At 71.4% G+C, this 22,595-nt stretch carries 20 protein-coding genes and 2 tRNA genes; 14 read left to right on the top strand and 8 right to left on the bottom strand.

Annotated features, from left to right (window positions below):
- Nucleotides 1-304: 304 nt before the first annotated feature.
- The 4 genes from V5O46_RS26155 to V5O46_RS26140 all read left to right on the top strand — a co-directional run bounded on the left by V5O46_RS26155 (nucleotide 305) and on the right by V5O46_RS26140 (nucleotide 4,377).
- On the top strand, nucleotides 305-901 hold the full coding sequence (locus tag V5O46_RS26155; RefSeq protein WP_332887154.1) for a M48 metallopeptidase family protein: 597 nt from the start codon (nucleotides 305-307) through the stop codon (nucleotides 899-901).
- Nucleotides 902-1,119: 218 nt separating this feature from the next.
- Nucleotides 1,120-2,910: a TerD family protein gene (locus tag V5O46_RS26150; RefSeq protein WP_332887153.1), complete on the top strand. Its 1,791-nt coding sequence runs from the start codon at nucleotides 1,120-1,122 to the stop codon at nucleotides 2,908-2,910.
- A gap of 13 nt (nucleotides 2,911-2,923) precedes the next feature.
- The gene (locus V5O46_RS26145; RefSeq protein ID WP_332887152.1) at nucleotides 2,924-3,604 is read left to right on the top strand and encodes an AIM24 family protein; all 681 of its coding nucleotides are present in this window, start codon (nucleotides 2,924-2,926) and stop codon (nucleotides 3,602-3,604) included.
- Nucleotides 3,605-3,621: 17 nt separating this feature from the next.
- Nucleotides 3,622-4,377, top strand: a complete 756-nt coding sequence (locus tag V5O46_RS26140) for an AIM24 family protein (protein ID WP_332887151.1) — start codon at nucleotides 3,622-3,624, stop codon at nucleotides 4,375-4,377.
- 84 nt (nucleotides 4,378-4,461) lie between these two features.
- On the opposite strand, the gene V5O46_RS26135 is transcribed toward V5O46_RS26140, so the two are convergent.
- Both V5O46_RS26135 and V5O46_RS26130 read right to left on the bottom strand, forming a co-directional pair.
- The gene (locus V5O46_RS26135; protein ID WP_332887150.1) at nucleotides 4,462-4,977 is read right to left on the bottom strand and encodes an NUDIX hydrolase; all 516 of its coding nucleotides are present in this window, start codon (nucleotides 4,975-4,977) and stop codon (nucleotides 4,462-4,464) included.
- Nucleotides 4,974-6,446 (bottom strand): zinc-dependent metalloprotease, encoded by a 1,473-nt coding sequence (locus V5O46_RS26130; RefSeq protein WP_332887149.1) that lies wholly within the window; start codon nucleotides 6,444-6,446, stop codon nucleotides 4,974-4,976. Before V5O46_RS26130 ends, V5O46_RS26135 begins: the two co-directional genes overlap by 4 nt.
- A gap of 193 nt (nucleotides 6,447-6,639) precedes the next feature.
- Between V5O46_RS26130 and V5O46_RS26125 the strand changes: the two genes are divergently transcribed.
- The 4 genes from V5O46_RS26125 to V5O46_RS26110 all read left to right on the top strand — a co-directional run bounded on the left by V5O46_RS26125 (nucleotide 6,640) and on the right by V5O46_RS26110 (nucleotide 9,819).
- A complete protein-coding gene (locus V5O46_RS26125; RefSeq protein ID WP_332887148.1) occupies nucleotides 6,640-7,761 on the top strand; it encodes an SDR family oxidoreductase in 1,122 nt (373 codons plus the stop codon).
- A gap of 171 nt (nucleotides 7,762-7,932) precedes the next feature.
- Nucleotides 7,933-8,394 carry a molybdenum cofactor biosynthesis protein MoaE gene (locus V5O46_RS26120; protein WP_332887147.1) on the top strand — a complete coding sequence of 154 codons (462 nt, stop codon included), beginning with the start codon at nucleotides 7,933-7,935 and terminating at the stop codon, nucleotides 8,392-8,394.
- 146 nt (nucleotides 8,395-8,540) lie between these two features.
- Nucleotides 8,541-8,672, top strand: a complete 132-nt coding sequence (locus tag V5O46_RS26115) for a hypothetical protein (protein WP_332887168.1) — start codon at nucleotides 8,541-8,543, stop codon at nucleotides 8,670-8,672.
- Nucleotides 8,673-8,724: 52 nt separating this feature from the next.
- The gene (locus tag V5O46_RS26110) at nucleotides 8,725-9,819 is read left to right on the top strand and encodes a YlbL family protein (RefSeq protein ID WP_332887146.1); all 1,095 of its coding nucleotides are present in this window, start codon (nucleotides 8,725-8,727) and stop codon (nucleotides 9,817-9,819) included.
- Nucleotides 9,820-9,925: 106 nt separating this feature from the next.
- Here the strand turns inward: V5O46_RS26110 and V5O46_RS26105 are convergent, their stop codons facing one another.
- Nucleotides 9,926-10,468 carry a PPA1309 family protein gene (locus V5O46_RS26105; RefSeq protein WP_332887145.1) on the bottom strand — a complete coding sequence of 181 codons (543 nt, stop codon included), beginning with the start codon at nucleotides 10,466-10,468 and terminating at the stop codon, nucleotides 9,926-9,928.
- 164 nt (nucleotides 10,469-10,632) lie between these two features.
- Between V5O46_RS26105 and V5O46_RS26100 the strand changes: the two genes are divergently transcribed.
- The 4 genes from V5O46_RS26100 to V5O46_RS26085 all read left to right on the top strand — a co-directional run bounded on the left by V5O46_RS26100 (nucleotide 10,633) and on the right by V5O46_RS26085 (nucleotide 16,476).
- Entirely contained in the window at nucleotides 10,633-13,602 is a 2,970-nt protein-coding gene (locus V5O46_RS26100; RefSeq protein ID WP_332887166.1) for a UPF0182 family membrane protein, read from the top strand.
- Nucleotides 13,603-13,679: 77 nt separating this feature from the next.
- Nucleotides 13,680-13,753 (top strand) — tRNA-Met (locus tag V5O46_RS26095).
- Between the two features lie 228 nt (nucleotides 13,754-13,981).
- Complete coding sequence (locus V5O46_RS26090) at nucleotides 13,982-15,913, top strand: tetratricopeptide repeat protein (protein ID WP_332887144.1); 1,932 nt, start codon at nucleotides 13,982-13,984, stop codon at nucleotides 15,911-15,913.
- Between the two features lie 489 nt (nucleotides 15,914-16,402).
- Nucleotides 16,403-16,476, top strand: a tRNA-Met gene (locus tag V5O46_RS26085).
- 148 nt (nucleotides 16,477-16,624) lie between these two features.
- On the opposite strand, the gene V5O46_RS26080 is transcribed toward V5O46_RS26085, so the two are convergent.
- Nucleotides 16,625-17,041, bottom strand: a complete 417-nt coding sequence (locus V5O46_RS26080) for a Fur family transcriptional regulator (protein ID WP_332887143.1) — start codon at nucleotides 17,039-17,041, stop codon at nucleotides 16,625-16,627.
- Between the two features lie 154 nt (nucleotides 17,042-17,195).
- Between V5O46_RS26080 and V5O46_RS26075 the strand changes: the two genes are divergently transcribed.
- Nucleotides 17,196-18,647: a catalase gene (locus tag V5O46_RS26075; protein WP_332887142.1), complete on the top strand. Its 1,452-nt coding sequence runs from the start codon at nucleotides 17,196-17,198 to the stop codon at nucleotides 18,645-18,647.
- A gap of 176 nt (nucleotides 18,648-18,823) precedes the next feature.
- On the opposite strand, the gene V5O46_RS26070 is transcribed toward V5O46_RS26075, so the two are convergent.
- Both V5O46_RS26070 and hisN read right to left on the bottom strand, forming a co-directional pair.
- Nucleotides 18,824-19,228, bottom strand: coding sequence for a CBS domain-containing protein (locus tag V5O46_RS26070; protein ID WP_332887141.1), 405 nt, complete (start codon nucleotides 19,226-19,228; stop codon nucleotides 18,824-18,826).
- A gap of 257 nt (nucleotides 19,229-19,485) precedes the next feature.
- Entirely contained in the window at nucleotides 19,486-20,286 is an 801-nt protein-coding gene (gene hisN, locus V5O46_RS26065; protein ID WP_332887140.1) for a histidinol-phosphatase, read from the bottom strand.
- Between the two features lie 141 nt (nucleotides 20,287-20,427).
- Here hisN and V5O46_RS26060 point away from each other — a divergent pair, with 141 nt between their 5' ends.
- Nucleotides 20,428-21,039, top strand: a complete 612-nt coding sequence (locus V5O46_RS26060) for a TetR/AcrR family transcriptional regulator (RefSeq protein WP_332887139.1) — start codon at nucleotides 20,428-20,430, stop codon at nucleotides 21,037-21,039.
- Between the two features lie 49 nt (nucleotides 21,040-21,088).
- On the opposite strand, the gene V5O46_RS26055 is transcribed toward V5O46_RS26060, so the two are convergent.
- Together V5O46_RS26055 and rsgA are read right to left on the bottom strand one after the other, a co-directional pair.
- Nucleotides 21,089-21,412 (bottom strand): DMT family transporter, encoded by a 324-nt coding sequence (locus V5O46_RS26055; RefSeq protein ID WP_332887138.1) that lies wholly within the window; start codon nucleotides 21,410-21,412, stop codon nucleotides 21,089-21,091.
- A gap of 163 nt (nucleotides 21,413-21,575) precedes the next feature.
- Nucleotides 21,576-22,586, bottom strand: coding sequence for a ribosome small subunit-dependent GTPase A (gene rsgA, locus V5O46_RS26050; protein ID WP_332887137.1), 1,011 nt, complete (start codon nucleotides 22,584-22,586; stop codon nucleotides 21,576-21,578).
- Nucleotides 22,587-22,595: the final 9 nt, after the last annotated feature.

The following is a 22,595-nucleotide window of genomic DNA, read 5'->3' as shown; positions in this document are numbered from 1 at the left end:
GGAACTCGTGCGGGACGCCCCGAGGAACCGGGACCCCCTGTGCCGGGCACGGCGGTCGGTCCGCGCCCGGCAGAAGACAGCATGCCCGGTCGGGCGCCGGGGCGCCGAGAGTTGTCCACAGGCCGGGGTTGTTCGTCGTACTAATTGATGGTCTGGTTCGGGCGTCCGGCTGGACCCGCAGGAGCAAGGCCGCCGGCGTATCGGCCGAGGGTAATAGTCCGACAAATCGGACGCTTGGTGGGGTCGCGGCACCGAACCGTCCCGGAGCCGGGACTTCCCCGTGTGCAGCGGGTAACGTCGGGGCGTGTCCGCCGACCCACTGCACCGTGCCGGAACGCCCTCGCGCAAACCGGCGAGCCCGCCTCCGAGCGGCTCGCCCGGGAGCGCGATCGAGGTCCGCAGGAGCACCCGTCGCCGTAGAACGGTCTCCGCGTACCGCGAGGGCGATCGCACCGTCGTGCTGATCCCCGCCCGGATGTCCGAGGCGGAGGAGCAGCGCTGGGTGAACGTCATGCTCGACAAGCTCGCCGCCCAGGAGAGCAGACGCGTTCTCGGCGACACGGAGCTGGCGGAGCGTGCCGAGCGGCTGTCCGCACAGTACTTCGACGGGCGTGCCCGGCCCAGCTCGGTACGCTGGGTCACCAACCAGAACACGCGCTGGGGCTCGTGCACCCCGGCGGAGGGCAGCATCCGGCTCTCGCACCGTCTGCAGGGCATGCCCGAGTACGTCGTCGACTACGTCCTTCTGCACGAGCTCGCCCACCTGCTCGTGCCCGGCCACGGGCCCCGCTTCTGGCGGCTGCTGGAGTCCTATCCACGGACCGAGCGGGCCCGCGGCTACCTGGAGGGCGTCGTCGCCGCCGATCGGCTGCCGTACGTTCCCGGCGCGCGCGGGGAGTAGGGCGACCGCGCCGGAACCCGCCCCCGCGGCAGGGGCCGGACCGCCTCCGCCGCTGCCGCCGCCCCCTCGTGACAGCGCCGGAAACGACCCGTGTGAGCGCGTTCGCCACAGCCGGACGCGGGTTCTGTACCGGGTCTGTACCGGCTTGGTCCGGTCTCCGCGTTTGCCGCTAGCCTGGCGCGACGCACTCGCATTCGGGATGGGGGACGGTCGTACGCATGGCCAGGGAATTCCAACGCGGCCACAAGGCCAGGATCAGTGACCTCACCGCGGGCACCGATCTGTACGTAGGCGTGCAGATCGCCGGCCCGGGGCTGACCTTCGACATCAGCTGCTTCGGTCTGGACGCCGACGAACGGCTCTCGGACGACCGGTACTTCGTCTTCTACAACCAGCCGAAGTCCCCCGAGGAGGCCGTTCAGCTCCTGGGCGCCCAGGCCGGCGACACGGAGTCCTTCCGGGTCACTCTCGACCGGATCCCGCCGCAGATCCAGAAGCTCTCCTTCACGGCGACGATCGACGGCGCCGGTCAGATGTCGCAGGTCGCCGCCGGATACATCCGCATCGTCGCAGGCGGCGAGGAGGTGGCCCGGTACCCCTTCACCGGGACGGAGTTCTCCACCGAGCGCGCCGTGATGCTGGGTGACTTCTATCTGAAGGACGTGTGGCGGTTCGCCGCCGTGGGACAGGGTTTCGACGGCGGTCTCGACGCGCTGCTGAAGAACTTCGGCGGCGAGGTGGCCGAGGAGGAGCCGTCCGCACCGCAGCAGCCGCAGGCCGCAGCGCCCGGCTTCGCCCCGCCCGCACAGTCCGCCGCGCCCCCGGCGTTCGGCGCGCCCGCCGCGCAGGAGCCTGCGCACGCCGCGCCCGCGCCACCGCCCGCGCCCGCCGCGCAGGGATTCGCGCCTCCGGCCGGAGCCACCCCGCCCCCACCCCCGGTGCCCGATCCCCAGGTGCACGCGGCGCCGACCATCGTCGCGCCCATGAACACCCCGCCCGGTGGCCCCCCGGTGCCCCCGCCCGCCCCGGCGCCGCACGGCCGGCCGGGCCAGCCCAACCAGCAGCCGGCGCACGGCCAGGTCCCCGGCCAGAGCGCCCCCCTGCCACCCGGCTACGCCGTCCCGCCCCAGGCACCGCATGCACCCCAGGCACCTCAGGCCCCCCACGCGCCGCAGGCGCCGACCCCGCCGCCCGGCTACGGTCAGCCGACCCCGCCTCCGGGCTACGGCCAGCCGGCGGGCGGGCAGGCAGCCCCCTACGGCGCCCCGCAGGCCGTCCCCCAGGGCATGCCTCCGCAGGCCGCCCCCCACGGCGCCCCCCAGGGCATGCTTCAGGGAGCCCCGCAGGGCCCCGGAGTCGCCGCCGCGCTGGAGCAGTACCGCGAGACGCCCACCGGGCAGCGCTGGACCCAGCAGAACCGCAAACTCGTCCGCGTCGACCTCGGCATCGGCGACCAGCCCGTGCTGGCCCGGCAGGGCAGCATGGTGCTCTACCAGGGCAAGGTCGACTTCGGCTACAAGGGCGCCGGATTCTCCGGCCGGGTCGTGGGCAACGCCACCGGCCAGGAGATGCAGCTGATGCGCTGCACCGGCAAGGGCCAGGTGTTCCTCGCCGAGGATTCCACGATGCTGCACCCCATCGAGCTCCAGGGCGACGCCGTGTGCGTCTCCGCGGAGAACGTCCTCGCCTTCGACGAGAGCCTCACCTACGAGGTCCGCCGAATCGAGGGGCACGGCATCCCCGGCGGCGCGCTGTTCACGATGCAGTTCCAGGGCACCGGCACGATCGTCGTCAAGACGCACGGCACGCCCGTGGTGCTGCCGGTCACGCCCACCACGTTCGCGGACTGCAACGCGGTCGTGGCCTGGTCCGCGGCGTCCCAGGTGGTCGTCTCCAGCCAGGTGCGGATGCGGCGGAACTCCTACGCCGGCGACACCGGCGAGAGCGTCAACCTGCAGTTCCGGGGAGCGCCCGGCAACTTCATCGTCGTCCAGCCGTACGAGATCTGAGGGAGAGCCCGACATGAACCAGCCGCCGGCGGGCTACGCCCCCGCACCCGTGGCCGCCCGCATGGAGAACCACGGCAACCACATGCTGAAGGTCGCCATGCAGACCGGGAACGACCTCTTCGCGCGCGTGGGCTCGATGGTCGCCTACGAGGGCTTCGTCCAGTACGAGCCCAACCCGCCCGCCGTGCGCCAGATCGCCAAGGACTGGATGACCGGTGAGGGCGCGCCGCTGATGAAGTGCTCCGGGGACGGACTGCTCTACCTCGCCGACTACGGCGCCAACGTCGTCGTGATCAACCTCAACGGCGACGGGATCTCCGTCAACGCCACCAACCTGCTCGCCTTCGACGCCCACCTGTCGTGGGGTGTGGAGCGGGTCAAGGGCCTGGCCAAGTTCGCCGGGCAGGGCCTGTGGAACACCCGGATCTCCGGGCAGGGCTGGGTCGCGCTGACGTCCCGAGGCAAGCCGATCGTCGTCGACTGCGGCGGCGGCGAGGACGAGACCTATGTCGACCCGGACGCGCTCGTCGCCTGGTCCCCGAACCTGAAGGTGAAGGGCAAGCGCAGCTTCAAGGCGCAGTCGCTGATCGGCCGCGGCAGCGGCGAGGCCTATCAGATGGCCTTCTCCGGTCAGGGCATCGTCGTCGTCCAGCCCAGCGAGGACAGCACCGACCGGCTCCGGGGCCGGGGCTGAGGGGGAGCAGAGACACCATGCAGAGCCCGCTTTTCGCCTACAACGACCAGCAGACCCAGGAACGCTGGAGTCTGCAGAACAAGCAGATGCTGCGCGTCGCCCTCGACGGGCACGACGATCTCATCGCCCGCAAGGGCACCATGGTGGCCTACCAGGGGCTCGTCGAGTTCGACGCCGAGTTCCAGAGCAGCAGCCAGGCGCGCGCGCGTGCGCACACCGGCGAGGGCCTGGACCTGATGCGCTGCCACGGACAGGGCACCGTCTACCTCGCCAACCTCAAGCAGCACGTCCACATCATGGACGTGGACCAGGACGGCCTCACCGTCGACAGCAGCTACGTGCTCGCGATGGACTCCGCCCTGCACCACGAGGTCATCGCGGTCGACAGCCTGTACGGCATCTCCGGCTCCGGGAAGTACCAGCTCAACATCACCGGCCGCGGCAAGGTCGCCCTGATGACCTCGGGCATGCCGCTGCTGATGCAGGTGACGCCCGACAAGTACGTCAACTGCGACGCCGATGCGATCGTCGCCTGGTCCACCGGACTGCGGGTGCAGATGCAGGCCCAGACGCACTCCTCGGGCGTGTGGCGGCGGCGCGGCAGCACCGGCGAGGGCTGGGAGCTCAGCTTCATGGGCAGCGGCCACGCTCTCGTCCAGCCCAGCGAGCTGCTGCCGCCGCAGAACGCCGTGATCGGGCAGGGCCTCGCCGCGCAGTACGGCATGGGCCAGCAGGGAGCGCGCGGGCAGAACCAGGGCAACGTCTGGAGCTGACCGTCCGGAAAGCAGAAACGGACCGTCCGGAGAGCAGACGTAAGGGGCGGCCACCAGGGTGGCCGCCCCTTACCCGCGCTGGGTTCACAGCCTTGCGCGCGTCGCTTCCAGCAGTTGCAGGACCGACTCGTCGGCCACCTGCCCGACCTCGTCGTAGCCGAACCAGCGCAGGTCGAGGGACTCGTCGCTGATCGCTTCCACCGCCCCCGGCGGGGCCACCGCTGCGTACTGGATGTCCAGATGCCAGGCACACGGAGTGCGGTGCCGGTCCAGCCGCACCGGGCCGCCGGGCAGCAGGGCGAGCTGGGGGATGCCGGACTCCTCGGTGCCCTCGCGGAGGGCCGCGGCGGCCAGTGTCGCGTCGGCGGGCTCGCAGTGGCCGCCCATCTGCAGCCACATGCGCATCTTCTTGTGCAGGGTCAGCAGGACCCGGCCGCGGGGCGGGTCGACCACCAGGGCGCTCGCCGTGATGTGGCCGTCGCCGCAGGACTTCCACAGGCCGTCCGGGCGGGCCGCGAGATGGTCCAGATAGACCTGCCGCAGCCCGTCCTGGCCCTCGTAGCCCTTGAGCACGAGGACCGCGTCGTCATGGAGACTCACTCGGCGTCGTCGCCTCCGGTCCCGCCCTCGTCCTTCCTGAGATCCGGTTTCTGCTCGCCCGGCTCGTCCCCGTCCGGATTCTTCGGTTCCCGGTTGCCGGCGGCCTCGCCGAGCATCTTGTCCAGCTCGGAGAAGTCCATGTGCTCGCGGTGCACGAAACCGTCCGGGTCGTCCAGGTCGGTGGCGTTCGGCAGCATGTCCGGGTGGGACCACAGGGCGTCCCGGCCGTCGACCCCGCGCGCGTCCGTCAGGGACGCCCACAGCCGGGAGGCGTCGCGCAGCCGGCGCGGGCGCAGCTCCAGGCCGATCAGGGTGGCGAAGGTCTGTTCGGCGGGGCCGCCGGAGGCACGGCGGCGGCGCAGGGTCTCGCGCAGCGCGTCGGCGGACGACAGCCGCGGCTTGGCGGCGGCGTGCACCACCGCGTCGACCCAGCCCTCGACCAGGGCCAGAGCCGTCTCCAGACGGGCCAGGGCGACCTTCTGCTCCGGGGTGTCCTCCGGCTGGAACATGCCCTGCTGGAGTGCGTCCTGCAGCTGCTCCGGGTTCTGCGGGTCGAACTGGCCGACCACGTCCTCCAGCTTGGCGGTGTCGACCTTGATACCGCGCGCGTAGCCGTCGACCGCGCCGAAGAGATGGGAGCGCAGCCACGGCACATGCGCGAACAGGCGCTGGTGGGCGGCCTCGCGCAGGGCGAGATAGAGCCGCACCTCCTCCTGCGGGACGCCCAGGTCCTTGCCGAACGACTCGACATTGACCGGCAGCAGGGCGGCCTTGCCGGCCGGGCCCAGGGGCAGGCCGATGTCGGAGGAGCCGACCACCTCGCCGGCGAGCACGCCGACGGCCTGGCCGATCTGGGTGCCGAACATGGCGCCGCCCATGGAGCGCATCATGCCGATCAGCGGGCCGGCCATGGCCTGCATCTCCTCCGGCAGCACATCGCCCATGGCGGTGCCGACGCGCTCGGCCACCGGGTCGACCAGCTCCTGCCAGGCGGGCAGGGTCGCCTCGACCCACTCGGCACGGCTCCAGGCCACCGCGGTGCCCGCGCCGGAGGGCAGTGCGGTCGCGTCGTCGAGCCACAGGTCGGCAAGGCGGACGGCCTCCTCGACGGCGCCGCGCTGGGCCGGGCCGACGCTGGCGTCCTTCGAGCCGTCCGGAGCGCCCTGGGCGACGGTCTGGCGGGCGATCTGCTTGGCCATGTCCCAGTTCACCGGGCCGCCCTCGTAGGAGAGCATCTGGCCGAGCTGCTGGAACGCGGCGCCCAGGTCGGTGGGGTTCAGCGAGCCGAACATGGCGGCGAACGGATTGTCCGCACCGGGGCCACCAGGGCCTCCGGCTCCGGGCATGCCGAATCCGAACGGGTTGGCAGGTCCCTGACCACCGCCGCTCTGCTGGTCCTTCTTCTTGCCCTCGTCGCCGTCGTCCGGCTCCTCCGGCGGAAGGCCGAATCCGAATGGGGTGTCACTCACGGGGTTCCTCGGCTGGTAGGGCCGCCGGTTCCTTCCGGCGGCACGGCTGCCCGACATCACCACCCAGCGTAGACACCATTGGGCGGTTCGGGCCTCGGTGCTTCGCCGACTCACGGCCTGCGGCAGGATGGATGCCACCTGGTACGTACGCGTCGCTCGCGCCCGTACTGAAGACAACCGCTGGAGACGCCCGGTGAGTTCCCCAGATCCGCAGGTTCGCGCAGCGCGAAACCAGTCAACCAGTTCCGCCGGCCCCGCGCCGCGCGGACCCGTCGTCGCGGTCACCGGTGCCGCGACCGGCGTCGGAGCGCTGCTCACCGCGCGGCTCGCGGCGTCCGACGAGGTCAAGCAGGTCGTCGCGATCGACGAACGGCGCGGTGAGTGCGCGGATGCGCAGTGGCACATCCTGGACGTACGGGACCCGGCGATCGCCGAGAAGCTGCGCGGCGCCGACGTCGTGGTGCACCTTGCACTCGACCTGGACCTGGAGACCGACGCCGCCGCCCGGACGGCCTACAACGTCCGGGGCACGCAGACCGTGCTGACCGCCGCCGCGGCCGCCGGCGTCCACCGGGTCGTGCTGTGCACCTCCTCGATGGTCTACGGGGCGCTGCCGGACAACGAGCTGCCGCTGTCGGAGGACGCCGAGCTGCGCGCCACGGCGGAGGCCACCGGGGTCGGCGACCTGCTGGAGGTCGAGCGCCTCGCCCGCAGGGCGCCGCGCGCCCACCCGGGCCTCAACGTGACCGTCGTCCGCCCGGCGGTGCTGGTCGGCGGCACGGACACCGCGCTGACCAGGTACTTCGAGTCACCCCGGCTGCTGGTGGTCGCCGGGTCGCGGCCCGCGTGGCAGTTCTGCCACGTCGAGGACCTGTGCAGCGCGATGGAGTACGCCGTGCTCGAGAAGGTCGAAGGGGAGCTGGCCGTCGGCTGCGACGGCTGGCTGGAGCAGGAGGAGGTCGAGGAGCTCACCGGCATCCGGCGGATGGAGCTGCCCTCGGCGGTCGCCCTGGGGGCCGCGGCCCGGCTGCACCGGATCGGGCTGACCCCGTCCCCGGCCGGGGACCTGGCGTACACGATGTACCCCTGGGTGGTCAGCGGCAGCCGGCTGCACGACGCGGGGTGGCGGCCCGCGTACACCAACGAGGAGGTGCTCGCCGAGCTCCTCGAGGAGGTCTCCGGACGGCACACGGTCGCCGGGCGGCGGCTCGGCCGCAAGGACGCCACCGCGGCCGGTGCGGCGGGCGCGACGGTGGCTCTGCTGGGCGCCGCCGCGGTGGTGCGCCGGGCCCGGAAGGCCAGGCGGCGGATCTGAGCGCCGTCCGGCGCCCGCGCGCTCTGCAGTCCCGGGCCGGGCGGGTGCCGGTACGTGCCCGTCCGGCCGGGACGCGCGGTCACCGTCTGTAGGAGCCTCCGAACCGGCACGCGTGCGTGCCGGGCGATGATGCCATTCACCGCCGTCCGTGCCGTGGGGCACGATGGACCTATGGCAACCATCAACGACCACCCCGGTGAGCAGGCCGCGCAGGAGCCGATCAAGCTGATCGGGATCCGGGAGACACCGCTGTCCGTGGACGAGGTCCTCCGGGCCGTCGGGGACGCCGCGGCGGGCGGGATCTCCCTGTTCGCCGGTACCGTGCGCAACCACGACGGGGGCGCCGACGTCGACGAGCTCGGATACTCGTGCCACCCCAGTGCCGAGGCCGAGATGCGGCGGATCGCCGAGAAGGTCGCGGCCCAGTACCCGGTCCGAGCCCTGGCCGTCGTCCACCGGGTCGGCGACCTCGGCGTCGGGGACCTCGCGGTCGTGGCCGCCGTGGCCTGCCCGCACCGGGGCGAGGCCTTCGACGCCTGCCGGAAGCTGGTCGACGATCTCAAGCACGAGGCGCCGATCTGGAAGCACCAGAAGTTCTCCGACGGCACGGAGGAATGGGTCGGGGCGTGCTGAACGGGCCCCGGTCTCCGGTTGCGTAACCGCACCCCTCCCCGGAGCGTTGTCACTGCGGATGGTTAATCTGCTGATCAGTCAGTCGCGGACGCTCTAGGGGTTGGGAGGTCGGCATGGCGGCGCTCGCTTGGTTGCTGATTCCGCTTGTGGCTGCTGTCGGCGCGAGTCTGTGGGGCAGTTGGGCCAACCGGACACGCAAGGTGCGGGGCGACGGCCCCGAGCTCGACGGGTACGCCCGGTTCCGGGAGGCGATGGAGAAGCCCCGTGGCGGCGCCTGACGCGTGACCGCCCTGACAGTGCTCCGACAGGAGCGTCCCGTACTGTCGAGGCATGCCACGCCGCACCGCGACGATGCTCGCCTCCACCCTGATGCTGATCGCGCTCCTGTGCGCGGGAGTGTTCATCCCCGTGCCGTACTCGGAGATGACCCCGGGGCCGACGGTGAACACCCTCGGTGACCACGACGGCGAGCCGGTGCTGCAGATCTCCGATCGCAAGACGTACGAGACGAGCGGTCATCTGAACATGACCACCGTCCGGGTCACCAGCGCCGACTACCGGATGAACCTCGTCGAGGCCGTCTACGGCTGGCTCGCCCACGACAACAAGGTCGTGCCGCACGACACCCTGTATCCGAACGGCAAGACCGAGGAGGAGTCCACCCAGGAGAACGCCGAGGAGTTCAGCCAGTCCCAGGAGAGCGCCAAGGTCGCCGCCCTGAAGGAACTGGACATCCCGGTGCAGTCCTGGGTGGTCGTCTCCACCGTGGTCAAAGGCTCTCCGTCGCAGGGCAGGCTGCACGCGGGCGACGTGATCAAGGCGGTCGACGGCACACCGGTCGAGGAGCCCGCCGACGTGGCGGAGCTGGTGACCGAGCACCAGCCCGGCGAGGACGTCGTCTTCACGGTCGTGCCCGCGAAGGAGCAGGCCGCCGCGGAGAAGGAGAAACGCACGGCGACCACGACCGAGGACGTCACCATCACCACCACGACCTCCGACGACGCCGGTGAGAAGCGAGCCATCGTCGGGATCTCCGCCGGGATCGACCACACGTTCCCGTTCACCGTCGACATCCGGCTCGCCGACGTCGGCGGCCCGAGCGCCGGACTGATGTTCGCTCTGGGCATCTACGACAAGCTCACGCCGGGCAGCCTCACCGGCGGTGCGTTCGTCGCGGGGACCGGCACCATCGACGACGACGGCAAGGTCGGCCCGATCGGCGGCATCGAGATGAAGACCGTCGGCGCCCGCGACAAGGGCGCCCAGTACTTCCTGACCCCGGCCGACAACTGCGCGGCCGCCGCCCAGGACGTCCCCGACGGTCTCACCCTCGTGAAGGTGGACACCATGGACGACGCCCTCGGCGCCCTGACGGACATCCGCTCCGGCGACACAGCGGACCTGCCGAAGTGCAGCGCGGGCTAGAGCACCCACGCCGCGCCGCCGCGCCTCAGTCGCCCGGCAGAGCCGCCGGCCGGGTCACCCGGCACCGCCGCGCGGCCGGTGATGCCCCGAAGACGCCGGACCGACCCTAGTCCTCGAACGTCGACGACAGCGCCTCCGCCAGCCCCGGTACCAGGGCGGAACCGGTGAGCACCTCCACAGGGGAGTCCTTCTCGCGCAGGCGCAGCGCCGAGTCGCTGGTCCCGTCCCGCAGTACCGCGACGGTCATCCGCACCTCCTGCCGCTCCGGGTGCTCCGCGACCCACGCGGCCAGCTTCGTCTCGTCGAGCCCTTCCGGGACCTGGGCCTCGGCGGACGGCGGCAGCATCAGACGTTCTACGCTGAGGGCGCAACCGGCCACCGCGTCGGGCCAGGCGATCGTGCCCAGGAACTCGTCCAGCGGCCGGTCCGTTGGAATCTCGTCCTGTTCGATCGGAGTGAGGCCGGAGGACTCGGAAGCGTCCTCCAGCCCGAGCCGGTCGGCGAGCGAGGGCTGCTCGGTCCGCAGGCGGGCGGTGTCGACGAGGGCGAAGAGGCGTGCAGGCTGGTCCCAGCCGAGGCCGGAGACGTACTCGTCGATCTCCAGCACGGCGCGGGTGAGCGGGTTTGCTGCCATGGGGGTGTTGGACATGGTCACAATCCTGCCTCGTTCCTGGCCTGAATCGGGAACCGAGTAAACGATGAGTAAGTTGCATATGTGTGGGCCCACGATCACGGGGGCGCACGGACGGCCCGCGAACCCGAGGGCCTGACGGTTTCAACAGCGATTTCGAGGGGCGCACCTTGGCTTTCCAGATGCCGGACCGCGGCGGAGGCCCGACGGGGCCACGGATCAGAGTGGGCCGCCCGTCCCGGCGTGTCCGGACCCTGCTTCTGACGTTGGGCGTCCTGGCCGTCCTCGGCATGGCGTTCACCATGTTCGCGGGCTTCTGGACGGACTGGCTCTGGTACCGGTCGGTCAACTACTCGTCGGTGTTCACGACGACCCTGTGGACCAAGATCGGCCTGTTCTTCGTGTTCGGCCTGCTGATGGCGCTCGCCGTCGGGTTCAACATCTGGCTGGCCCACCGGCTGCGCCCGCCGCTGAGCGCCATGTCCATGGAGCAGCAGAATCTCGACCGGTACCGCATGGGTATCGCCCCGTTCAAGAAGTGGCTGCTGCTCGGTATCACCGCCCTGGTCGGCCTGATCGCCGGCGCCTCGGCCGCCGGCCAGTGGCGCACCTGGCTGATGTGGGTCAACGGCGTGCCGTTCGGCCAGAAGGACCCGCAGTTCCAGCTCGACGTGTCCTTCTACGCGTTCGACCTGCCCTGGTACCGGTTCCTGCTCGGCTTCGGCTTCGCCGCCGCGATCCTGTCGGTGATCGCCGCCGCGGTCACCCACTACCTGTACGGCGGGCTGCGCATCACCAGTCCGGGCGCGCGTGCCACCGCCGCGGCCACCGGCCACCTCTCCGTGCTCATCGGCATCTTCGTCGCACTGAAGGCGGTCGCGTACTGGCTGGACCGCTACGGCCTCGCGGTGAAGTCCAGCGACTTCAAGGCCACCGACAACTGGACGGGCCTGCGCTACGTCGACGCCAACGCCTACCTGCCCGCCAAGACCATCCTGTTCTGCATCGCCGTCATCTGCGCGCTGCTGTTCTTCGCCACCATCTGGCGGCGCACCTGGCAGCTGCCGCTGATCGGCTTCGGCCTGATGGTGCTGTCGGCGATCCTCATCGGCGGTCTCTACCCGGCGCTGGTCCAGAAGTTCCAGGTCCAGCCCAACGAGCAGGCCAAGGAAGCCCCGTACGTCGCGAAGAACCTCAAGGCGACGCGTGAGGCCTACGGCATCGACGGCACGCAGGTCTCCGACTACGAGGGCGAGACCAAGACCGAGGACCTGACCACGCTGCGGGACGACGTCCACGACGCCGCCAGCATCCGGATCATGGACCCGAACATCGTCTCGCCGACCTTCCAGCAGCTCCAGCAGATGCGGAAGTACTACGCATTCCCGAACAATCTGGACGTCGACCGCTACAGCAAGGACGGCCAGGACCAGGACACGGTCATCGGTCTGCGTGAGCTGAATCTCGCGGGCGTCGACAAGAAGAACTGGATCAACAACCACTTCCGCTACACCCACGGCTACGGCGTGGTCGCGGCCAAGGGCACCGAGGTCGACTCCCGGGGACGCCCGGTGTTCACCGAGTCCGACCTGCCGTCCCAGGGTGATCTGGGCGAGTACGAGCAGCGGATCTACTACGGCGAGAAGACCACCACCTACTCGATCGTCGGCGGTCCCCAGAAGGAGATCGACTACTCCGACGACGACGGCGAGAAGACCTTCAGCTACGACGGCAAGGGCGGTGTCGATCTCGCCAACCCGCTCAACCGCGCCGCGTACGCGGCGGCGTTCGGCGAGCCGCAGATCCTGTACTCCGGCGCGATCGGCGACGGATCGCGGATCATGTACAACCGCACACCGAAGGAGCGCGTCGAGGCGGTCGCCCCGTGGCTGACGATCGACGGCGACGCCTACCCGGCGAAGGTCGGGAACCGGATCCAGTGGGTCGTCGACGCCTACACGACGACCAACGGCTATCCGTACGCCTCCCGCACCACGCTCGGTGACACCACCGCCGACTCGCTGACGGCCGCCAACGACCAGCGCGCGGTGGTGGCCCAGGAGAACCAGGTCAACTACATCCGCAACTCGGTGAAGGCGACCGTCGACGCGTACACCGGCGAGGTCAAGCTCTACCAGTGGGACACCAAGGACCCCGTCCTGAAGACCTGGATGAAGGCCTTCCCGGACACGGTCGAGCCCAAGAGCGAGATCTCCGACGACCTGATGGCCCATCTCCGCTACCCGCAGGACCTGTTCAAGGTCCAGCGCGAGCTGCTCACCCGCTACCACGTGAAGGACGCCAATACGTTCCTCAGCGGCAGCGAGGTCTGGCAGGTGCCGGACGACCCGACCAACAAGTCGGGCGACGCGGTGCCGCCGTACTACCTCAGCATGAAGATGCCCGACCAGAAGGAACAGGCGTTCTCGCTGACGACCACGTTCACCCCCAACGGACGTGACAACCTGAGCGCGTTCATGGCGGTGGACGCCGAGGCGGGCACCGACGGCTACGGCAAGATCAGAATTCTGAAGCTGCCGACCAGCACCACCGTCAACGGTCCGCAGCAGGTCCAGAGCCAGTTCAACTCAGAACAGGACATCGCCGAGTCCATCAGGCTGCTGAGAGGCGGCGACTCGGAGGTCGAGTACGGCAACCTGCTGACCGTGCCGCTGGACGGCGGACTGCTCTATGTGGAGCCGGTCTACGTACGCGGTGGCGGCCTCAAGTACCCGCTGCTGCGCAAGGTGCTGGTGTCCTACGGAGGCAACACCGCCTTCGAGGACACCCTGGACCAGGCCCTGAACAAGGTCTTCGGCGCGGAGGGTGCGACCACCGAGCCGCCGGAGGAGGGCGAGGACACGACCACACCGCCTCCGCCCACGTCCAGCGACCCGACGGTCCAGCAGGCCCTGGAAGACGCCCAGAAGGCCTTCGAGGCCGGGCAGCAGGCGCTGAAGGACAACGACTGGACCAAGTACGGCGAGGCGCAGAAGGACCTGGAGGAGGCGCTGCGGCGGGCCGAGGAGGCTCAGGCGCAGGCCGGTCAGGGCGACGGAGCCGGCGGGAGCGGCGGTGATCAGGCCGAGTCGAGCCCGTCCCCGGACGCCGGCACTGACTCCGGCTCCGACTCCGGTTCGGGCGGCGGCTGACCGGCCCCGCCCGAAGGCCGCCGACCGGCCTGGTCAAGGGCCTACCCCGCGCCGTGATACGGTTGTGAACACAACGGCGCGGGGTGGAGCAGCTCGGTAGCTCGCTGGGCTCATAACCCAGAGGTCGCAGGTTCAAATCCTGTCCCCGCTACTGACGTCGACGTCCGAGACGTACGACACCGAAGGCCCGGATCCTGACAGGGATCCGGGCCTTCGTGGTGTGCGAACGCATGTGCCGATCCGGGTGACGGCCGCGCCGGCGAAGGGAGTTGAGCGATCTGTGTTTGACTTGTCTCTCTGTGGGCATGTCGACAAAACGCTGAAGTGACCTCACTGGCTGCGGTATACCAGGTGTACCCAGGTTGCAGGTGGTGCGACGATGGACGTTATGGGGGACATGGCAACTCTGTTCGAGACGGGGCGATTTGCGCAGCCATCCGCTCCCGGAGCGACCGGGGACGAGGCCACCGAGGCCACCGAGGCGGCCGACCAGGCGGCCGAGGAGGTGCGGCAGCGGCTGGCCGCCGAAGCCGGAGATGTCGAGGCGATGAGCGTCCTCGGAGCCATGCTGCTGCGCCGCGGTGATCTCGACGGAGCCGAACCCCAGCTGCGCGCCGCCACGGCGGCCGGCGACCGCGCCGCCGCCAACAACCTGGGCGTCCTGCTGCACCAGCGCGGCTACGCCGACGAGGCCGCCGGGTGGTGGCGGATCGCCGCCGTCGCCGGATCGGCCGCCGCCGCCCACGCACTGGGCCGGCACTTCCGCGAACGCGGGGACGAGCCCGCCGCGGAGTACTGGCTGCGCCAGTCCGCCGAACAGGGGCACGTCCTGGGTGCCTACGCGCTCGCCGACCTGCTGGAGCACCGTGGTGCCGAGGGGGCCGAGCGGTGGATGCGGGCCGCTGCGGAGCGCGGGCACCGCGAGGCCGCCTACCGGCTGGCGCGGGTACTGGACCGGCGGGCCGTGCGGGACGCCGACGCTGACAACGGTGTCGGGCCCGCCGGAGCCCGCACCGAGGCCACCGCGCCGGCCGCCCGCGAAGCCTCCGATGCGGGCGATGCGGGCGATGCGGGCGATGCGGGTGACGCGGGTGACGCGGGTGACGCGGCGGAGGCCGAGCAGTGGTACCGGCAGGCCGCCGCCCGCGGCCACCGGCGGGCCGCCCTGCACCTCGGCGCGATTCTGGAGCGGCGTGGCGAGCTGAAGGAGGCCGGCCGCTGGTACCTGACCTCCGCCAAGGACGGCGAGGCGCGCGCCGCCTGCGCGCTGGGCTTTCTGCTGCGGGACGCCGGCGATCCGGAGAGCGCCGCGGTGTGGTGGCTGCGGGCCGCGCAGGACGGCGACGGCAATGCCGCCAACGCGCTGGGCGCGCTGCACGCCGAGCGCGGCGAGACCCAGACCGCCGAGCGGTGGTACCGGGCCGCGATGGACGCCGGGGACGACAACGGGGCGTACAACCTCGGGCTGCTCTGCGCCGAGCAGCAGCGCACCGCACAGGCCGAGCAGTGGTACCGGAGGGCGGCCTACGCCGGGCACCGGGAGGCGGCGAACGCGCTGGCGATCCTGCTGCTGCAGGGCGGCGACCGGACCGGGGCCGAGCCGTGGTTCTCCAAGGCCGCGGAGGCGGGCAGCGTCGACGCGGCGTTCAACCTCGGCATCCTGCACGCCGGGCGCGGGGAGGAGCGGGCCGCGCTGCGCTGGTACGAGCGGGCGGCGGCCGCCGGGCACACGGAGGCGGCGCTGCAGGTCGGCATGGCGCTGCTGCGCGACGGGGACGAGCAGGAGGCGGAGCGGCATCTGCGCTGTGCGGCTGGGGGCGGCAGTGCGGAGGCGGCATACCGGTTGGCCGACCTGCTCGATGCGCGTCGGCCGCCGGTGCCCGCGCACGAACTGGGCGAGCCGACGCATGAGCGGACCGAGTGCGAGGAGTGGTACGAGCGGGCGGCCTCGCAGGGTCACCGGCGGGCCCAGGTCCGGGTCGGGATGCTGGCGGCGGGGCGCGGGGACGTGGTGGAGGCGGCGCGGTGGTACCGGGAGGCGGCGGAGGCCGGGTCGCGCAACGGGGCGTTCAACCTGGGGTTGCTGCTGGCCCGGGAGGGCAGCGAGCCGGAGGCCGTGGTGTGGTGGCGGCGGGCTGCCGACGCGGGGCACGGGCGGGCCGCGCTGCGGCTTGCGCTGGTGTACGCGCGGCGAGGGGAGCTGGCGGAGGGGCAGCGGTGGGCCGACCGGGCGGTGACGTCGGGGCCGGAGGAGGTGGCGGAGCGGGCGGCGCGGTTGCGGGATGCGTTGCTGGAGGAGCTCTCGGCTTGACGCTGCGGGGCGCTGTGCTGCGGGGCGCTGTGCCGCGCAGTTTCGTGCCCGGTGATGCCGGGTGCTGGCCGGTGATGTCGTCGGGGCACCCGGCGAATCGCTGCGCGTGCCGGGCGGGGCCGTCGGACGTCCGCCGCGTTGCGGCGGACGCAGTGGGGGGCGCCGTCCGGCGCGGACGGGGCGTTGACCGCCCTCCCGGGCCACCGCCCTGGGGCACCGCCCAGGCCCTTGAGGCACTGGGGAGGCACGACTGCCCGTGGATGGGCGGCGGGGCGCCCGTGGTTGGTGGCGGTGCCCGTGGATGGGCGGCGGGGCACCCGCGTTGGTGGCGGTGCCGGTGGACGAGTGGCTCGGCACCCGCGGATGTGTGGCGTGACGTCGCGGATGTGTGCTCGGCACCGCGGATGTGCGGAATGTTGTCCGTGGTTGGGAGGGAGCACGGGGGATTTGCTTTTGTGCTTGAGGTTGACGTAACGTTGCATTCACCGACGCGGGGTGGAGCAGCTCGGTAGCTCGCTGGGCTCATAACCCAGAGGTCGCAGGTTCAAATCCTGTCCCCGCTACTGAAAGCCGAGGGCCGGAATCCGAAAGGGTTCCGGCCCTCGGTGTGTTGCAGGCGTCACACCGCAAATCCCTCGCGCGCAGCGAAGAGCCCCGGCGCCTCATCGGTGCCGGGGCCCTGGGTGTCTCTGTCTCTGCGTCTCTACACCGCTACGCCGCCGTGCAGTTCGGGCACAGGCCGCGGTAGGTCACCTCGACATCCGACACCGTGAAGCCGAAGCGCTCCGAGTCGGGGAGGTCGGCCAGCGGGTTGCCGGTCGGGTGGACGTCCCGGATCGAGCCGCACTGGGCGCAGACCAGGTGGTGGTGCGGCCGGTGGGCGTTGGGGTCGTAGCGCTTGGCGCGCCTGTCCGTGGCGACCTCGAGCACCTCGCCCAGCGAGACCAGCTCACCCAGCGTGTTGTAGACCGTCGCGCGCGAGATCTCGGGCAGCTTGGCCACGGCGCGGGCGTGCACCTCGTCGGCCGTCAGGTGGACGTGCTCGCCGTCGAGGACCTCGGCCACGACACGCCGCTGCGCGGTCATGCGCCATCCACGTCCGCGCAGCCGTTCCAGAAGGTCGCTCATGGGGGTCAGCCTAGCAGCTAAGGGGACCAGGTCCCGAACGGATGTGACTTTGGAGTCTTGCTTGACTTAGACATTGTCTATTGTAGGATCGGTACCGGCATTAGCCAAGGGACAGGATCAGGCAGTTTCGCCAGTAAGGGCGCAGGAGGAGCACGTGACTCAGGGACCGCTCACTACGGAAGCCGGTGCACCGGTGGCCGACAACCAGAACAGCGAGACCGCGGGCGTCGGCGGCCCGGTGCTCGTCCAGGACCAGCACCTGCTGGAGAAGCTGGCCCACTTCAACCGCGAGCGCATCCCGGAGCGTGTCGTGCACGCCCGGGGCGCCGGTGCCTACGGCACGTTCACGGTCACCGCCGATGTCAGCCGGTACACGCGGGCCAAATTCCTCTCCGAGGTCGGCAAGGAGACCGAGGTCTTCCTCCGCTTCTCGACCGTCGCCGGCAACCTGGGCGCGGCGGACGCCGTCCGTGACCCGCGCGGCTTCGCGCTGAAGTTCTACACCGAGGAGGGCAACTACGACCTCGTCGGCAACAACACCCCGGTGTTCTTCATCAAGGACGCCATCAAGTTCCCGGACTTCATCCACACCCAGAAGCGCGACCCGTACACGGGTAGCCAGGAGGCGGACAACGTCTGGGACTTCTGGAGCCTGTCGCCCGAGTCCACCCACCAGGTGACCTGGCTCTTCGGTGACCGCGGCATCCCCGCCTCGTACCGCCACATGGACGGCTTCGGCTCGCACACCTTCCAGTGGAGCAACGAGGACGGCGAGGCGTTCTGGGTCAAGTACCACTTCAAGACGGACCAGGGCATCGAGAACCTGACCGCCGAGGACGCCGCCGCGCTGGCCGGCGAGGACCCCGACTCCCACCAGCGCGACCTGCGCGAGGCCATCGAGCGCGGCGAGTACCCGACCTGGACGGTGTACGTCCAGATCATGCCGGTGGCCGAGGCGGCGACGTACCGCTTCAACCCGTTCGACCTGACCAAGGTCTGGCCGCAGGCGGACTACCCGCGGATCGAGATCGGCAAGCTGGAGCTCAACCGCAACCCGGAGAACATCTTCGCCGAGGTCGAGCAGTCGATCTTCTCCCCGGCGCACTTCGTCCCGGGCATCGGCCCGTCCCCGGACAAGATGCTGCAGGGCCGGCTCTTCGCCTACGGCGACGCCCACCGCTACCGCGTCGGCATCAACGCCGACCACCTGCCGGTGAACCGCCCGCACGCCACCGAGGCGCGCACCCACGCCCGGGACGGCTTCCTGTACGACGGCCGCCACAAGGGCGCGAAGAACTACGAGCCGAACAGCTTCGGCGGCCCCTTCCAGACGGACCGGCCGCTGTGGCAGCCGGTCGCGGTCTCCGGGGCCACCGGTGACCACGAGGCGCCCTCGCACGCCGAGGACGACGACTTCGTGCAGGCCGGCAACCTCTACCGGCTGATGTCGGACGGCGAGAGGGAGCGCCTGATCGGCAACCTGGCCGGCGCCATCTCGCAGGTCTCGCGCGAGGACATCGTCGAGCGCGCGATCGGCAACTTCCGCCGGGCGGACGACGACTTCGGCAAGCGGCTGGAGGTCGCGGTCCAGGCCCTGCGCGGCTGATATCCAGCACTGGACCGCTTGTCGCGGCGGCGGGCCGGACTCCCCGGGCGGGAGTCCGGCCCGCTTGCGCATGCTCCCCTCTGCGCATGGCGCATGGCGCACGCTGCACGGGCCACGGCGCACGGGTCCTGGCGTGGCCCACGGGTCGAGGGCGCGTGGCGCGTGTATCGCGGCGGTCAGGCCGTCACCGGTTCCTCCCGCTGCCGCCGCACCGGGGCCCAGCAGCGGATGATGTCGCGGACCGAGACGATCCCGGCCGGCTCGCCCCGCTCGAGCACGATGAGGTGGCGGAAGCCGCCGTGCGCCATGGCCTCCGCCGCCTCCTGCAGGGTCCAGGTGGGTGCGGCGAACACGACGTCGTTGGTGGTGTGGGCGTGGGTGCGCTCGTCGTCCGGGTTCTGGCCCCGGCCGACGGAGTCGAGGATGTCGCGCTCGGTGAGGATGCCGATGCCGCCGGCGTCGGGGTCGTAGACGATGGCCGCGCCGACCCGGCGGGCGGACATCAGGGCGGCGGCCTGGCGGAGGGTGTGGTCGGGGCCGATGGTGAGGACGACCGTACTCATGGCGTCGCGGACGAGCATGAAGGGAGCCACCTCCTACGGAATCCGTGACTTAGTTCATGGATTCACAAGTTCACAAGTGGGGGACTCTCAGAGTCGCAGCTGAAGCAGGGGTCAACAAGAGGGCGCTCGGGGCGCACCCGCGGCCCCGGCGTGCCGGGAAGCGCCGGTGCGCTCGGCGGAGCAGGTGCGCCCAGCGGCCCGGTGCGCCCAGCGGCCCGGTGTGCTCAGCGGCCAGGTGTGCTCAGCGGCCAGGTGTGCTCAGCGGCCAGGTGTGCTCAGCGACTCTGGCCGAGATGGCCCAGCAGCTCGTCGTGGAGCAGGCCGTTGGACGCCGCCGCATTGCCGCTGTGCGGACCGGGGCGCCCGTCCAGGCCGGTGAAGGCGCCGCCCGCCTCCGTCACGACGATCGCGTTCGCGGCCATGTCCCACAGGGAGAGCTCCGGCTCGGCGCAGATGTCCACCGAGCCCTCGGCGACCATCATGTACGGCCAGAAGTCGCCGTAAGCGCGCGTGCGCCACACCTCGCGGGTCAGGTCCAGGAAGCCGTCGAGCCGCCCCCGCTCCTCCCAGCCGCCGAGCGAGGAGTACGCGAAGGAGGCGTCGGCGAGCCGGGAGACCCGCGAGACCCGCAGCCGGGAGGCCGAGGTCAGATTGCGGCCGCTGAAGGCGCCATGGCCCTTCGCGGCCCACCAGCGACGGCCCAGCGCCGGTGCCGAGACCACGCCCACGACCGGCTGGTACCCGCCCTCGGCCGCCTCCATCAGGGCGATCAGTGTCGCCCACACCGGGACGCCGCGCACGTAGTTCTTGGTGCCGTCGATCGGGTCGATCACCCAGCGGCGGGGACCGGTGCCATCGACGCCGTACTCCTCGCCGAGGATCGCGTCGCGGGGGCGGGCGCGGGCGAGGTGACCGCGGATGAGCTCCTCGGCCGCCTTGTCCGCCTCGCTGACCGGGGTCATGTCCGGCTTCGTCTCGACCTTGAGGTCGAGGGCCTTGAAGCGGTCCATGGTCGTGGCGTCGGCGGCGTCCGCGAGGACGTGGGCGAGGCGCAGGTCGTCGAGGTAGTCCGGCATGCGGCCACCGTATCGGCCCGGATCGCCGCACAGCCACAGGGGCCACCGCGCGGCGTTGCCCCACGCCGCCGCCGCGAACCCTTGACACCGCCGGAGGTCGCGTCAACCCTGTGCGCAGAGCCGCTCGCCCCGAGGGAGGCGATGATGCCTGCAGCGCGGGAATCCCTGCTCGATGCCGCGTACACGGCGCTGAGGCGCCGCCCGTGGTCGGCGGTGCGGATGGTGGACGTGGCCGCATCGGCCGGGGTGTCCCGGCAGACCCTCTACAACGAGTTCGGCAGCAAGGAAGGGCTCGCCCGGGCACTGGTGCGCCGGGAGGCGGACGGCTATCTCACCGGCGTGGAGCGCGCGCTCGCCGGAACCGGTGACCCGCGCGAACGGCTCGCCGCCACCGCCGAGTGGACGACCACGGCCGCCCGCGAGAACGCGCTGGTACGGGCCCTGCTCACCGGCTGCTGGAGCGAGCGGCTGCCGGCACCGGGACTGTCGGCCGTGCGCTCCTCCGCCGCCGTGCCGGGGCAGCGCCGGGCGGACGGGGCGCTGCCCTCGCCCGCCGACCTCGTGGCCCTCGTCCGGGACCGGGCCGTGGCAGCGCTGGCCGCGCCCGGCACGCCCCGGACGGACCTCGCCGACCTGGCCCGGTGCGGTGAACTGGTGGCCCGGCTCGCGTTGTCCTGCGTCTCCGCGCCACCTGCCGAGGGCGGTGTGGCCGATCTCGTACGGGCCGCGCTGTCGCGCCGGCCGCCGCCGTGACGGCGGACGCGAGGCCGGACAGGACTCGGGGTGCCGAGCCGTACCAGGGTCAGTGTGCCGAGCCGGACAGTTGAAGCCCGATGATGCCGATGATCACCAGGCTGATGGAGACGATCTTCAGGGTGGACACCAGGTCGCCGAGGAAGACCATGCCGTAGATCGCGGTGCCCGCCGCCCCGATGCCGGTCCACACGGCATAGGCGGGGCCGACGTCCAGCCTCTTCAGTGCGAGGGTCAGCAGACCGAAGCTGCCCAGCGCGAAGGCGGCGAACGCGATGGTCGGCCACAGCCGGGTGAAGCCGTGCGACAGCTTCAGGCACACGGCGAAGCCGGTCTCGAGCAACCCGGCCACTATGACCAGCAGCCACGCCATGTGTCGTCCTCCCGTAGTCCCCGTACCGCAGTCCCCGCACCGCGACCGTGACCGCTTCGTCCGGCTTTGCTCGGGCTTGGATCCGGCTTGGTGCGATTATGCACTTACCGGTCCTGCCACCGGGCAAACAACGCGAAGCCGAATCGCCTTGGCCGGTCGAACGTCAGTCGCCTTCCCTGCGTTCCCGGGTCGCCAGCAGCCGGCGCAGCGAGTACAGACGCGCCGGGTCGGCCCGGCCCTCTGCCACCCACGCGTCCAGGGCGCAGTCGGGCTCGTCGTGACTGCATGCGCGCGGGCAGTCCACCGTGCCGGGCTCCAGGTCCGGGAAGGCGTGGATCACCCGCGACGGGTCGATGTGGGCCAGCCCGAACGACCGGACGCCCGGGGTGTCGACCACCCAGCCCTCCGCGCCTGCCAGAGGCAGTGCCAGCGCCGAGGTCGTGGTGTGCCGGCCCCGGCCCGTCACCGCGTTCACCCGCCCCGTCGACCGCTGCCGCTTCTCCGGCACCAGCGCGTTGACGAGTGTGGTCTTGCCCACGCCGGAGTGGCCGACGAAGGCGGTGATCTTGCCGTCCAGATGCTCGCGCACCCGGTCGGCCGCGTCGCCGTTGTCGAGTTCCTCGCGGCTGGTGACGACGTAGGGGATGTCGAGGGCGCCGTACAGCTCCAGCAGCTGGTCCGGCGGGGCGAGGTCGGACTTGGTCAGCACCAGCAGCGGGTCCAGACCGCCGTCGAACGCCGCGACGAGGCAGCGGTCGATCAGGCGCGGACGGGGCTCCGGGTCGGCCAGTGCGGTGACGATCGCGAGCTGGTCGGCGTTGGCGACGACGACCCGCTCGTAGGGGTCGTCGTCGTCCGCGGTGCGCCGCAGCAGCGAGGCGCGCTCCTCGATGCGGACGATGCGGGCGAGGGTGTCCTTGGCGCCGGACAGATCGCCGACCAGCGCCACCCGGTCGCCCACCACCGCCGCCTTGCGGCCCAGTTCACGGGCCTTCATCGCCACCACCGCACGGTCCTCGACGAGACAGGTCAGCCGGCCCCGGTCGACGGTGAGGACCATTCCCTCGGCCGCGTCCTCGTGCTTGGGCCGGATGCTGGTCCGGGGCCGGTTGCCCCGGCGGTTGGGGCGGGACCGGATGTCGTCCTCGTCGGTGTGCTTGCCGTAGCGGCGCATGGCGCTGAA

It is taken from the genome of Streptomyces poriticola (assembly GCF_036689765.1).
GTDB lineage: Bacteria > Actinomycetota > Actinomycetes > Streptomycetales > Streptomycetaceae > Streptomyces > Streptomyces poriticola.
The sequence above is the reverse complement of the archived record's forward strand: the minus strand, read 5'-3'. Positions and strand labels throughout refer to the sequence as shown.